Source organism: Thioclava sp. IC9 (assembly GCF_002213225.1).
Classification (GTDB): domain Bacteria; phylum Pseudomonadota; class Alphaproteobacteria; order Rhodobacterales; family Rhodobacteraceae; genus Thioclava; species Thioclava nitratireducens.
This window is the reverse complement of sequence record NZ_NBNX01000004.1, coordinates 87,505-100,275: the sequence shown is the minus strand read 5'-3', so window position 1 is coordinate 100,275 and position 12,771 is coordinate 87,505. Positions and strand designations below refer to the sequence as shown.

At 63.2% G+C, this 12,771-nt stretch carries 15 protein-coding genes; 6 read left to right on the top strand and 9 right to left on the bottom strand.

From position 1 onward, the window contains the following. Positions 1–29: 29 nt before the first annotated feature. Together B6V76_RS11820 and B6V76_RS11815 are read right to left on the bottom strand one after the other, a co-directional pair. A complete protein-coding gene (locus B6V76_RS11820; RefSeq protein WP_075776701.1) occupies positions 30–1,364 on the bottom strand; it encodes a flagellar hook-basal body complex protein in 1,335 nt (444 codons plus the stop codon). Positions 1,365–1,482: 118 nt separating this feature from the next. Further along, positions 1,483–2,331 (bottom strand): flagellar motor protein MotB, encoded by an 849-nt coding sequence (locus B6V76_RS11815; protein WP_088727525.1) that lies wholly within the window; start codon positions 2,329–2,331, stop codon positions 1,483–1,485. 144 nt (positions 2,332–2,475) lie between these two features. Between B6V76_RS11815 and B6V76_RS11810 the strand changes: the two genes are divergently transcribed. The 4 genes from B6V76_RS11810 to B6V76_RS11795 are packed head-to-tail and all read left to right on the top strand — an operon-like array spanning position 2,476 to position 6,298. Next, positions 2,476–3,090 carry a paraquat-inducible protein A gene (locus B6V76_RS11810; RefSeq protein WP_075776767.1) on the top strand — a complete coding sequence of 205 codons (615 nt, stop codon included), beginning with the start codon at positions 2,476–2,478 and terminating at the stop codon, positions 3,088–3,090. Beyond that, positions 3,087–3,701: a paraquat-inducible protein A gene (locus B6V76_RS11805; protein WP_240497853.1), complete on the top strand. Its 615-nt coding sequence runs from the start codon at positions 3,087–3,089 to the stop codon at positions 3,699–3,701. The genes B6V76_RS11810 and B6V76_RS11805 overlap by 4 nt, the downstream gene beginning before the upstream one ends. Beyond that, positions 3,698–5,722, top strand: a complete 2,025-nt coding sequence (locus B6V76_RS11800; RefSeq protein ID WP_088719970.1) for an MlaD family protein — start codon at positions 3,698–3,700, stop codon at positions 5,720–5,722. Before B6V76_RS11805 ends, B6V76_RS11800 begins: the two co-directional genes overlap by 4 nt. A gap of 12 nt (positions 5,723–5,734) precedes the next feature. Continuing rightward, the gene (locus B6V76_RS11795; RefSeq protein WP_166504590.1) at positions 5,735–6,298 is read left to right on the top strand and encodes a PqiC family protein; all 564 of its coding nucleotides are present in this window, start codon (positions 5,735–5,737) and stop codon (positions 6,296–6,298) included. On the opposite strand, the gene B6V76_RS11790 is transcribed toward B6V76_RS11795, so the two are convergent. The 5 genes from B6V76_RS11790 to B6V76_RS11770 form a co-directional block, all read right to left on the bottom strand. Next, positions 6,286–6,819 carry a flavin reductase family protein gene (locus B6V76_RS11790; RefSeq protein ID WP_240497862.1) on the bottom strand — a complete coding sequence of 178 codons (534 nt, stop codon included), beginning with the start codon at positions 6,817–6,819 and terminating at the stop codon, positions 6,286–6,288. The genes B6V76_RS11795 and B6V76_RS11790 overlap by 13 nt on opposite strands. Positions 6,820–6,899: 80 nt before the next feature. Then, positions 6,900–7,367: a DoxX family protein gene (locus B6V76_RS11785; protein ID WP_206184212.1), complete on the bottom strand. Its 468-nt coding sequence runs from the start codon at positions 7,365–7,367 to the stop codon at positions 6,900–6,902. Further along, entirely contained in the window at positions 7,364–8,137 is a 774-nt protein-coding gene (locus tag B6V76_RS11780) for a DNA-binding domain-containing protein (RefSeq protein WP_088727521.1), read from the bottom strand. The genes B6V76_RS11785 and B6V76_RS11780 overlap by 4 nt, the downstream gene beginning before the upstream one ends. Further along, a complete protein-coding gene (locus B6V76_RS11775; RefSeq protein ID WP_088727520.1) occupies positions 8,121–8,963 on the bottom strand; it encodes a DUF692 domain-containing protein in 843 nt (280 codons plus the stop codon). Before B6V76_RS11775 ends, B6V76_RS11780 begins: the two co-directional genes overlap by 17 nt. 57 nt (positions 8,964–9,020) lie before the next feature. Next, positions 9,021–9,293 (bottom strand): DUF2282 domain-containing protein, encoded by a 273-nt coding sequence (locus B6V76_RS11770; protein WP_075776694.1) that lies wholly within the window; start codon positions 9,291–9,293, stop codon positions 9,021–9,023. 128 nt (positions 9,294–9,421) lie between these two features. On the opposite strand from B6V76_RS11770, the gene B6V76_RS11765 reads away from it, so the two are divergent. Together B6V76_RS11765 and B6V76_RS11760 are read left to right on the top strand one after the other, a co-directional pair. Continuing rightward, the gene (locus B6V76_RS11765) at positions 9,422–9,997 is read left to right on the top strand and encodes a sigma-70 family RNA polymerase sigma factor (protein WP_240497852.1); all 576 of its coding nucleotides are present in this window, start codon (positions 9,422–9,424) and stop codon (positions 9,995–9,997) included. Next, complete coding sequence (locus B6V76_RS11760; protein WP_088719975.1) at positions 9,994–10,623, top strand: DUF1109 domain-containing protein; 630 nt, start codon at positions 9,994–9,996, stop codon at positions 10,621–10,623. The genes B6V76_RS11765 and B6V76_RS11760 overlap by 4 nt, the downstream gene beginning before the upstream one ends. A 3-nt stretch (positions 10,624–10,626) precedes the next feature. On the opposite strand, the gene B6V76_RS11755 is transcribed toward B6V76_RS11760, so the two are convergent. Together B6V76_RS11755 and B6V76_RS11750 are read right to left on the bottom strand one after the other, a co-directional pair. Then, on the bottom strand, positions 10,627–11,412 hold the full coding sequence (locus B6V76_RS11755; RefSeq protein WP_075776692.1) for a 3'(2'),5'-bisphosphate nucleotidase CysQ: 786 nt from the start codon (positions 11,410–11,412) through the stop codon (positions 10,627–10,629). Then, positions 11,399–12,748, bottom strand: coding sequence for a metallopeptidase TldD-related protein (locus tag B6V76_RS11750; RefSeq protein WP_088727519.1), 1,350 nt, complete (start codon positions 12,746–12,748; stop codon positions 11,399–11,401). The genes B6V76_RS11755 and B6V76_RS11750 overlap by 14 nt, the downstream gene beginning before the upstream one ends. Positions 12,749–12,771 lie beyond the last annotated feature (23 nt).

The window sequence follows — 12,771 nt, the reverse complement described above, 5'->3', positions numbered from 1 at the left end:
TTGACCTCCTTTAGCCGGTCCGATCAGGATCAGCGTTTGATATTGGTGGTTTCCTGCAGCATTTCGTCGACCGTCTGGATCACCTTGGCGTTGGAGGAATAGGCGCGCTGCGTCTGGATCAGATTGGTCAACTCCTCTGCGACGTCGACTGTCGATCCTTCGCGGGCATATCCCTCGATCGAGCCTGTGGGACCGTCGCCAGCATTCCAGAGAAAGAAGGAGCCCGACTTCGACGACACTTCGAACGTCTGGTTGTCGAGCGCGATCAAGCCGTTCTGATTGGGCACGTCGACGAGCGGAATCTGGTAGACGGTGCGGATGAAGCCGGTGTCATAGGTCGCCTTGATATAGCCGTCCTTGTCGATCTCGACCGCAGTGAGATTACCGACTGGCGAGCCATCCTTCGTGATCGATGTGGGCGAGAAGCTGTCGGATAGCTGGGTCAGCCCGTTGGTATCACCGATCTTGCCGATCGTGACGCTGAGCGGTCCGCCTGCCACGGTGAGATCGAGCGTGCCGGTTGCGGAATCGTAGGAGCCACCATCGATGACATTGACGGAGGCGAGGGTGCCGCCGCTGCTGCGGCTGTCGTCGAAGGTCAGCACGTAGCGCCCGATGACGCTTTCATCGATTCCGGCGGTGCCGGGATCATCGACCGTCGCGCTGTCCCGAATGACCATCGCCCATTCGTTGGAGGAGCCAGTTGCGGGGACCGTCGGATGGAAGGTGATATCGAGCGTTTCGGAGGTTCCGAGATTACCGAAATATTCGACCGAGAGCGGCAGCGTATCGCCGCTCGCCCCGGCCTCCGTGTCGGTGGCGGGAAGGTTGACGCCGAGATTGAGTGTCGTGGTCGGGTCGCCGGCGGTCTGGTTGGCATTGATCACGACGGGTTCCAGGCCCGACATCGTGTCGCGCGCGAAGGTCGGGATCGTCCCGTCCGCGCTGGCGGGCCAACCGAGGAGAACGAGCCCGGATTCCGTCATCAACGTCCCGTTCACATCGCTGCGGAAGGCGCCGGTCGTCGTCATCTTCAGCGGCTCGTCTCCCGTCGAATTGTCGAGCGCGACCGCAGTCATCACGGGAAGCATGCCGCGGCCGGACACCGCTATATCGAGCGCGTTCGATGTCGAGACGAGCGAGCCACGCTCCTCGATCAAGCGGCTCGTGGCTGCGCGGACGCCACCGGCGGAATAGGAGCCGGTCTTCGCGGCCTGATTGATGACGATACTCTCGAATTCGGTGACGGCGCGCTTGTAGCCGTAGGTGCCCGAATTGGCGATATTGTCCGAGATCGTTGCAAGGCGGGTGGCATTCGCGGCCAAGCCGGCCACGCCCGCATTGAGCGAGGAAGAAATGGACATGGATGCGCCTTTCTGCTGCTAAGTCCGAAATTCCCCTTACCTTTGCGCGCGGGTATTTAAGATCGCCCTAACGAGTCCGTCCTTTTACCTCTGTGGTTACCTCTTCGCTAAGGGCGCCTTACCGGCCATTGCGCAGAACGATCACTTCGAGACGGTTGTTGCGCAGATCCATCGCGCGCGCGACCTTCGGTTTGCGATCGGCGAAGCCGCTTACGCGCTGCATGCGCTCGGGAGGGAACCCGGCCCCGTTCAGCAATTCACGCATCGCTTGCGCACGCGCGGCCGAAAGCTCCCAGACCGGGTCCTTGGCCAACATTTTCGGATAGGATTTCGTGTAGCCGTTTATCGCCACGTTATTCGCGACGATCGAGAAGACCCGCGTAAGGATCTTCGCCAGATCGGTGAGCACCGGCTGCGGCTTGGCCGTGTCACCGACGAACAGCGGCGCGTCGGGTAAATCGGAAATCTCGATGATCAGCCCTTCGTCGGTCACCCGGGTCACGATGTGGCGGGCGAGCTGCTCGCTGACCATCGACTCTCCGCCGACGCCCATCAGCGCCTGTTCGATGGCCCGGGCCACCTCCTTGAAAGCGGCCTTGTCGTTGTTCTGCTTGTCCTCGGCGGATTTCTCGCCGCGGGCCTGACGCTCTTCGGTCGGGCGCTGCGAGATGGCGCCAGTGCCGGTCTGCGCGATCTGATCCTCGGAGAAGACGGAATCGCCGCCGAAAGCCCCTTCGCCGCCACCGGAGATCCGGTTGATCGGGATCGTCGGATTGAAGTAATCCGCGATGCCCTTGCGTTGTTTCTCGGTCGTCGCGTTCAGCAACCACATCAGCATGAAAAACGCCATCATCGCAGTGACGAAATCAGCGTAGGCGACTTTCCACGCCCCGCCATGATGTCCGTCGCCGCCGGTGACCTTCTTGCGCTTGATGATAATTGGCGCGGCGTTTTCGCGGTTGCTCATTCCACCACCTCTTTTCACCCGCGTCCGCTATAGTGGTCGCGTGTTAACAGGTGATTGATGGATAAAAAGCGCGCTATCGGCGTCTTCCCTTGTCGTGGCGCTGGCAGTCGCTAGATTTGGCGGATGGATGGGGACCCGAACACAATGAACGTTGACCCGGCCGATCTGATTGCCTGTCCGCAATGCGACGCGCTGTACCGCGCCACGCATCTGCCCGACGGCAAGCGGGCGACCTGTGTGCGCTGCGGAACTGTTCTGATCTCGCCGCGCGAGAGGTCCTTTCTGCACGTCGTCGCATTCTCCTTCACCGGGATGATCCTGATGATCGGGGCGATCTTCTTCCCCTTCCTCGAAATCTCCACCCGCGGGTTGAGTCACGAAAGCTCGATCTTCGGCGTCGCGATGGCGTTTTCCGACGGCTGGATCGCGCCTCTGGCTTTCTTCGTGCTGTCGATGATCGTGGCGCTGCCGATCTTCCGCTTCGTCGCGCTGATCTACACGCTCTGGCCGCTCGCCAATGGCAAGCCCGCATGGAAACACGCCGCGACCATGTTTCGCCTCGCCGAAGAGAGCCAGCCCTGGGCGATGGCGGAGATCTTCATCATCGGGACAGCGGTGGCGCTGGTGAAACTCGGGGGTCTCGCAAAGGTATCGCTCGGGCCCGCCTTCTGGGCCTTCTGCGTGCTCATCATCGTGATCGCGCTCAAGAACTCCTTTGTCAGCAAATGGACGATATGGGACGCGATCGAGCGAAAATGAAGGTGCTGACCGCCACCGATGCCGGATTGATCGGCTGCACCCGCTGCGGTCGGGTCTGGACGCCTGATCATGCGCATTGCGAGCGCTGCGGCGCGACGCTGCACAAGGTCGACAAGACCGGGCTGCAGCGGGTCTGGGCATGGTGGTTCGCGGGGCTGATCTTCTACATCCCGGCCAACCTCTACCCGATGCTCGTTACGGCGACGCTCGGTCACGAGCAGAAAAACACCATCGTCGGCGGCGCGATCGAGCTATGGCGCCATCACAATTACGGCGTGGCGCTGATCGTCTTCGGGGCCTCTGTGATGATCCCGATCGGGAAATTCATCGCCATCGCCTATCTCGCCATCGCGGTCGGAAACGAGCGCCGCAAGGGCGGCCATCCGCATCTGCACCTCTACGAGGTGGTGGAGTTCATCGGTCGATGGTCGATGATCGACGTCTTCGTTGTGGCGATCCTCTCCGCGCTGGTGCAGCTTGGCTTCGTGGCCTCGATCCATCCCGGCCCTGCCGCCGCGTCTTTCGCCCTCTCGGTTGCATTCACCATGCTATCCGCACAAAGCTTCGACCCGCGCCTGATCTGGCGCGGCCCTGACAGAGTGAGTTCATGAACGACACCCCCGAGACCGGCCCGGCAGAACTGGAAACCTCCAACGCCCCGCGCCCGATCTGGACGCGGCTTTCCGTGGTCTGGATCGTGCCGCTGATCGCATTGCTGATCACGCTTGGTGTCGCCTGGAAGACGGTCTCGGATCGCGGGGAGCTGATCCATATCGATTTCAAGGACGCGACCGGGGTCGAGGTGGGCACGCCTCTGAAGTTCCGCGAGGTCGAGGTCGGCAAGGTCGAGAGCGTCTCGTTCACCCACGATCTGGAGCAAGTGCGGCTGGGCGTGCGCCTCGACAACGAGGTCGCACCTTACGTCGATCAGGATGCGAAATTTTGGCTGGTCCGCCCTGAAGTGTCGGCGCGAGGTATTCAGAACCTCGGGACGGTGCTGTCGGGCACCTATATCGAGGGCTTCTGGAACAACAAGCCCAACGGTTCGCAGACCCTGTTTCAGGGACTGGACAAGCCGCCGGTCTCTCCCGATCCGAGCAAGGGCACCATCATCGAGTTGCGTGCGAAGGACGCGGGCGGGATCGTAGATGGGGCGCCGGTTCTCTATCACGGGCTGACCGTGGGCCATCTTCAGAACCTGCGACTCGACGACGACGGCTCCGGCGTGATCGTGGACGCATTCATCGAAGCGCCGCATAACAAGCTGCTCACCACCCAGACCCGGTTCTGGGACACGTCGGGCTTCTCCGTGAAATTCGACACCTCGGGTCTCAGCCTCGACGTGCGCTCGCTTGCGACGCTGGTACAGGGTGGGGTGGAGTTCGACACCTTCACCAGCGGCGGCGGGATCGTCGAAGATCAACAAGCGTTCCGGCTCTATGACAGCAAGGACACTGCGGAAAACTCTGTCTTCCAGTCCGATGTGGTCGATCCGCCAAAATACACGCTGCTCTTCGACGACCCTGTGCAAGGGCTCGAAGTCGGCTCGAAAGTGCAGTTCCGGGGCGTTGAGGCGGGCGAGGTCACCGCGCTCGCGATCAAAATCCGCAAGGACAGCACCGGTCAGCGCTACGCGCAGCAACAGCTGACGATCGCCCTGTCGCCGGACCGGCTCGGGCTGTCGCGCGACGCCGGCGAAGAGGCTGTGACCCAGTTCCTGCAGGGCGAAATCCAGAACGGCCTGCGGGCGCGTATCGCGAATACCGGCCTTCTGGGCGGCACCATGGTGATCGAATTGACCGATGTGCCGGATCTACCGAATGCCGAGATGAATCTGGATGCCGATCCCTATCCGACGATCCCGACCGCGCCTGCGGCCGAGAACGATCTGGCGAAATCGGCGAAAGGTGTGTTCAAACGCATCGAAGGCCTGCCGATCGAGGAAGTGATGAACTCCGCCATCCGCACACTCGACTCGATCTCCGCCGTGGCCGAGAGCGAAGACACCCGTAAGGTGCCGCGCGAATTGTCCGGCCTGCTGGAGCAGCTCAAGACCTTCGCGACCGATCTGAACAACAAGGACGCCGCAGACAAGACGGTATCCGCGCTCGACAGGGTGACAGAGGCTGCTTCCTCGGTGCTTGAAGAAATCTCGGGTCTCGACAAGACGCTCGCTTCCGCGGATCGCGCGGCTTCCGCGATCGCGGATATGCCGCTCAAGGACGTGGGCGACAAGCTCGACACGATCCTCGCCAGTATCGACGCGCTGCTGAACAAGCCCGGCACGCAGGACCTGCCGCAATCGCTCAACGATACGCTGACGCAGACGGCGGCGATCCTGAACCAGCTGAAGGAGGCCAATGCCGCCGACAAGCTGAACCAGACCCTCGATGCGGCGCAGAACGCCGCGAATTCGGTGTCGAAAGCCTCGGACCGCCTGCCGGAACTGACGCAGAAGCTGCAATCGCTGGTCGATCAGGCGCAGGCGCTCGTCGCGACCTATGGCCGTGGATCCAACTTCTCGAACGAAACCCTCAGCACACTACGTGAGCTGCGTCGGGCGATCTCGAACATCGGCTCGCTCGCGCGTATGATCGAACGAAATCCGCAGTCCTTCATTCTGGGCCGCTAACAGGAGATGACGATGAAAGCTCTGAGCCTGATCCCGCTATGCCTCCTGGGCCTTGCGGCCTGTTCCGATCCCGAGAAGATCGCACGCTATCCGATCGACCCGCCCACCGCGGAAAAGGCGCTGCCGAACCGGCTTGGCCGGGCCGAACTGCGCGAGGTGTCGCTGCCGGACTACGCGGGCGGACAGGAGATCGCCTACCAGACCCCCGACGGGGCGCTGCGCTCGAACCCGGACAACCTTTGGGCGGATGATCCCGCGCGTTCGGTGACGCTGGCGCTGGCGCGGCAGATTTCGTCTCTCTCCGGCGCGACGGTGATCTCCGAGCCGTGGCCGCTCGCCGATCCGCCCACGCGCAAGATCGAGGTCCGGATCGAGCAGATGCTGCCGGGCGCCGATGGTCTGCTGCATGTCTCGGGCGTCTATTTTGTCTCGGCGAACGGCTATGAGCGCAGCGGCGAAACGGTGCGTCGGTTCGATTTCACGGTGCCGGTCGGCTCTCAGGAACCGCAGGCCATCGCAAAAGCGAACAGCGCGGCGGTGACGCAGCTTGCGCGGCAGATCGCTCAGCTACGCTGATCGGGAAGGAACCGCCCGAACTGGCCGCCCGCAAAGAGCAGCGGATCAGTCCCTGCGCCTTTAACGAAGCGGGTGACGCGGCCGATGATGATCGTGTGATCGCCGCCGTCGTGGCGCGCCTCGGTGACACATTCGAACCGGGCGAGCGTGTCGTCGATCAGCGGTACACCGTCCGCGTTCAGCCTGTAGGATAGCCCCTCGAATCCCTCGCCGCGCTTCGTGAACCGCTTTGCCAGCGCTTCCTGATCGTGGCGCAACACATGCACCGCGAAGGCATCGGTTGCAGTGAAATGCGCATGCCTGAACGAGGAGCGCGCAGCCGACCAAAGGATCAGCGCCGGATCGAGCGAAACCGAGGCGAAGCTGTTCACCGTCATCCCGACTGGCACCGGCGCATCGTCATGCGCGCAGGCGGTGACGACGGTCACACCGGTCGCGAACTGCGCGAGCGCATCGCGCAACAACCGCGTATTCGCCGGGTCGGGCTGGTGGCCGCGACCGTCGCTTTCGGCATGGTTCATGGCCGCTTCGATATCGTCGCTCTCGCGCATCCGCTCTCCTTTGCGCTCACACATAATCGTGCAGGCGGGGAGAGCAAGGCTCAGCGTTCCAATCCAAGGAGCTTGTCGAAAGAAAGCCGCCCGGGGCCCTTCATCAGAACCGTCAGAAGCGCGATTGCCCAAAGCCCATGCGTCACCCATGCGCTGGGATAGACGAAGATCTGGATCACCAGCGTCATTGCCAGAAGCGCGAGCGCTGCAAGTCGGCTGCCAAGGCCGAGGATCAGCAGAAGTGGGAAGAAATGCTCCGAGAATGTCGCGAGCACCGCCGCCCATTGATGCGGAATGAGGGGCAGGTCGTATTCGTATTGAAAGAGGGTGAAGGTGGAATCCTTGATCATGAACCCTTCTACCTTCGTCCGCCCGGACATCCAGAACACCATCGCTGGAAAGAGCCGCGCTCCGATCAGAACAATCTCCTCCGGTAGGCGCTGGGCTAGATCGGAAAACCGATGATACAGCTTGAATAGGCCCTGTTTTGACGTTTTCATCTCGATCGCATCGGTCATGAGGCGTCTCCTGTTTCGATGCCCGCGCCGACGATCAGCGCATTCTCCAGCAGCAGCAGAAGCGCTGCGTTGAGGTCAAAATCCGCTCCCGCCCGGTCTTGTGCGCGGGCGACGGTTTCGCCTGCACAGAGGGTCGAGACGAAGCGACCCGTCGAGCTACGAACGACGGAAGTGATCACATGAGCGATCCCGCGCCGCGCAATCAGCAGTGTCTCCGGCCTCCATTCGGTCGCCCGCGGTGGAGCGGGGCCACCTGGTTGTTGCGAGGCCCAGATCGAACCCGCAGGCGTCAGGAGCTGAAGAACCTGCACCGACGGATGCAGATCGAGACATAGATGAGTGCCCGCGCGTTTGGCTGTCTCTTGCAGGCGTTCCCGCGCAATAGGCTCTGAATCGGCTGCGTGATAGGCCCGGCTGCGCGCCCATTCGATGCGGGCGACATCGGGCAGATAGCTTAGCGATTGCAGCGAAGGTTCATCTGCCAGATAGGCCGGAAACGCGTCGCCCCATTCGGTCAGAACGGGCGTGTGCGGCGGGTGCTCGGCGATATAGGCCCGGGCGAGCCCCCTGAAGCAATCCGCGCCAAGAAGCCGCTCGATCGCCGGGAAATGCCGCGCGAGGGCCTGTGTCAGCCCATGCGCCACGTTGTTGCGGTAAACGTCGAAGCGGCGCTCGATCTCGGCTGGATCTTGGGCGGTTGCGTTTTGCGGCGCGGGCCCTCCGGTCAGGCCCTCGCGGAAACCGCGGGCGAAGTCACGATGCGAGGGCATGGTGGTCTCCCGACAGGATCATCGACGCGCGCTTGGCCTCTGCCATCAAGGTGGCGTAATCCGGCACGTCGTTGTCCCATTCGATAAGGCTCGGTAGCGGTCCGGTTTTAGAGACTGTTTCAGCGTAAAGTGACCAAACCGGCTCCGTGACTTCGCGCCCGTGGCTGTCGATGAGCAGGGGCCCGGAGGGCAGCTCTTCCTCTTCATGGCCTGCCAGATGGACCTCGCCGACACGGTTCAGCGGGAACGCCTCGAGATAGGCGCGCGGATCCTGTCGGTGGTTCACGCAGGACACGAAGACATTGTTCACATCCAACAGCAATCCGCAGCCGGTCCGCTGGCTGATCTCGGTCAGAAACTCGGTCTCGGGAATCTCGGAATTGTCGAAGAGTACATAGGTCGCCGGATTTTCGAGCAGCATCCGGCGGCCGAGATGCTCCTGCACCTCATCGACGTGATCGCAGATCAGCGCCAGCGTTTCCGCAGTGTAGGGCAGGGGCAGCAGATCGTGCATCCAGACGCCACCATGGCTTGCCCAGGCGAGGTGTTCCGAGAAGCTCTCGGGGTCGTATCGGTCGCAGAGCGCCTTGAGCCGCGCGAGGTGGTCGCGATCCAGCGGATCGGGCCCGCCGATCGAGAGGCCCACGCCATGCACCGAAAGCGCGTAGTCCGCGCGCAGCCGCTCCAGCATCGCATGCGGCATCCCGCCCGCGCCCATATAGTTTTCCGCGTGGATTTCGAAGAACCCGAGGTCCGGTTTCGTCTCTGATATGGCGGGAAAGTGCTCTGGCTTGAAGCCGAGGCCCGCTTTGCGTGGCAGTGTCATGGCAGCCTCCATGGATGAGAAAACGGGGCGCACGCCGACCGCACGCCCCGCTTGGCGTCACATCTCTTTCGGTTCGAGCGAGCCCATGCCGTGCGGCGTCTCGATCGAGGTGCAGGTGCCTGCCGGGACGAGTTTCCAGGCGTTGCCCTGATAATCCATAGTCGCGGTGCCGGCGCAGGTGGTGCCGGGGCCGGCGGCGCAATCGTTCTGCCCGGCCATCGCGACGCCGTAGCATTTCTCCATCGCCTGATCTTCGGCATGGGCGGCGCTGGCCAGCCCCATCGCGCATGTCAGAGCAGCGGCAAAGCCAAGGGTAGTTTCGGTCTTCATGGTAGTCTCCCTGATTGGTTGGGGCCTCTTGCGGCCCTGATCACCGTTCGCGAGAGGTCACGGCGTCGTTACGGTGCTCACGCCAGCGTGAACGAAAAAAAGTTTTTCGCTCCGGCTGTAACGAAGGCATGATCGCGAACGAAGGGACGGCGATGATGCATGATCGGCGGGCAGATTGGTCGCAGCTCCTGCGGGCTGCGAATGCGGGCGACAAGCGCGCCTATGGCTTGTTCCTGCAAGCCGTTACCCCCGTGCTTCGCTCGGTGGTGCGGTCGCGTGGCGGAGGGTTGTCAGAGGCTGATTGCGAGGACGTTGTGCAGGAGGTTTTGCTCGCCATCCATCTGAAGCGTCACACTTGGCGCGAAGATGAGCCTGCTGCGCCGTGGTGTTACGCAATCGCCCGGCACAAGGTGGTCGACGCCTTTCGCAAACGCGGGCGACGTATCCATCTTCCGGTCGAGGACTTCGCCGAGGTGCTGCCCGCCGCGCCTGAGGCGGATCCTACAGAAAAGGCTGATATAGAGACGTTTTTGACCCATCTGGAGCCCCGCGCAGCACAATTGGTGCGCGCCATCTGGCTCGAAGGGAAAAGCATCGCGGAAACTGGCGATGCGTTAGATATGAGTGAGGGAGCGGTGCGGGTCATGCTGCATCGTTCGTTGAAAAAACTGGCCGCGCTTCGCGAGAGGCTGATCGAGATATGAAGACCGAAGACCTGATATTCGTATTGCAACAGGACACGTTGCACGAACCCCGCCCGAAACAGGTGCTGGGCCGCTGGCTTGTGCCGGCGCTTTTCCTGTCAGCGCTGTTCGTGATTTCGGTCTATGGTTTGCGGTTTCCGCTGCAACAGACCCTTATGACGCCGGAAATCGCCCCGAAATTTTACCTGCCGCTGGTCTTGGCCGTGCTCGTGACGCCGATGGCAGTGCGCTTGGGACGGCCCACGACGAAGGTGTCGACCGGGTGGCTCTGGATCTTCCCGGCACTCGGGGCCGCGCTTCTGGTCTATGCCTACCTGACCACGCCCGACGGGCAGCGGATGGCGGATTTCAAGGGTGAGACGATCCTGCCCTGCCTTATCTCCGTGCCGATGCTATCCTTCCCGGCCTTGGCCGCGCTTCTCGTGAGCCTGCGTAAAGGGGCGGTGACGCGCCCGGCGCGGGCCGGGGCGCTCGCGGGCCTCGCCGCCGGAGGAATGGGTACCGCGATCTACGCCTTGCACTGCACCGAGGACAGCCCGTTGTTCTACGTCACGTGGTATGGCGCGGGGATCGTCGTCGTGATGCTTGTGGGTGCTTTGCTCGGGAAGCGCGTGCTGCGCTGGTAGACCCTAATCAGGCCAAAACGCCAGATTCTCGATGAATTTCTCATGGAGGACCGGGTTGGCGACGACAAGCCCGCTCGATTGGGGCGGGGAGCGGTTGAACCGCAGCGCGCGTCCATTGCGATCCGTTGCCAGAAGCCCGGCGCGTTGGGCGATCAGGCTCGCGGCGGCGATGTCCCACTCCCACGCCGGACGCAGCGAGATCGTCGCGTCGAACCTCCCTTCGGCCACCAGACACAGCCGCCACGCCAGTGACGAGCGGAAATGGCGCTGATAATCCGGCTGACCGTGCCGCCAGAAGCTTGGATTGTCGGAGAGTTTCGAGGTCAGAACCGTCGCGCCGGACAGCACTTCTTGTGCACCGGGCCGCAGCGGCTCCCCGTTCAGGCAAGCCGGACCGTCGATCGATGCCGAATAGGTGAGATCGTGCACCGGCAGATGCACCACGCCCGCCACGACCGCGCCATCACGCACCACGGCCAGCGCATGTGCGAAGCCGCCATCATGGGCGAGAAAGGCGCGCGTGCCGTCGATCGGATCGACGATGAAGGTCGAGCGCGCCTCAAGACGGGCCGGATCGTCGGTGCTTTCCTCGGACAGCCAGCCGTAATCGGGCCGGGCGCCGCGCAGGCGCTCTTCCAGCAGCGCGTTCACCGCTAGATCGGCCTCGGACACCGGACCGGCCCCGTCGCCTTTGTCCCAGGCTTCGGGCGCTTTTTTCCAGTATGTGAGCGCGAGCGCACCGGCCTCTTTGGCGGTCTCGATGAGCAGGGGAAGATCAGTCTCCGGCAAGCGTCATCCCTTCGAGGAGAAGCGAGGGCACGATATGGCTCAGATGTATCCGCGCGTCATTCGCGGGCCGGATGCTGCGGAGCATGTCGCGCAGGTTGCCCGCGATAGTGCACTCGTTGACGGGATAGACCGGCTCGCCGTTTTCGACCCAGAAGCCCGAGGCCCCGCGCGAGTAATCACCGGTATTGGGGTTGATCGTCGCCCCGATGAAGGAGGTTACCAGAAGTCCGGTGCCCATTTCGGCCATCAGTTCCTCGCGGGTCTTGTCGCCTTGGGTCAGGGTCACGTTCCCGATGCCGGGCGAGGGCGGCGAAGAGGTGCCGCGGCTGGCATTTGCGGTCGATTGCAGCCCCAGCTTGCGCGCGCAGGCGAGGTCGAGCGTCCAGCTTTTCAGCACGCCGTTCTCGACGATGGCGCGGCGCGCGGTAGCGAGCCCTTCCGCGTCGAAGGGGCGCGACCCGGAGACCCGTTTACGATGCGGCTCCTCAATCAGCGACAGGCCGTCGGGCAGCACTTGGTCGTCCAGAGCGTCGCGCAGCCACGAGGCTCCGCGGCAGATTGCCTGCCCGTTCACCGCGGACAGCAGATGCCCGATCAGGCTGCCCGAGACGCGCTCGTCGATCAGCACCGGATAGGCACCGGTTTTCGGGCGGCGCGGATTGGCACGGGCCGCAGCGCGTTCGCCCGCCAGGCGCCCGATTTCTTGCGCAGTTGGCAGGTCGGACTGGAAAACACGGCTCTCGGCGGCCCAATCGCGCTCCATCCCCAGCCCCTCGCCGGAAATCGCGACGGAGGAGACAACGCGCGAACTGCGGTCGTAGCCGCCCGCGAAACCGTTGGAGGCGGCGACATGGACACGCCGATAGGAATAGGCGGCGGAGGCGGATTGAACCTGCGTGACGCCTTCGACACCGAGCGCGGCTGCTTCGGCTTCGAGCGCGTCGCTTTGCAGCGCCTCGGCGGAGGGTTCGGCGCTCGGATCGGCCAGTTCCATTCCGTCGGCATCGCGACGGTCGGTCAGCTGAGAGGGATCGGCGAGGCCGATGAACGGATCTTCCGGCGCTTCGCGGGCCATCGCAATCGCGCGCTGGGCCATTTCCTCGAAGGTGCGCGCGGAAATATCGGAGGCGGAAACGCAGGCTTGCTTGCCACCGAGGAGGACACGCAGCCCCATCTCGACGCCCTCGGACCGCTCGGCCTGTTCGAGACGGCCTTCGCGGACATCGATCGCAACCGAGCGCCCATCGACAGCAATGGCATCGGCGGCCGGGGCGCCTGCGCGCTTCGCGGCCTCGAGCAGCGACTGGGTCAGATCGGAGAGGGAGGGCTTGGTCATTTCCACCTCGTGAGAAAAACGCG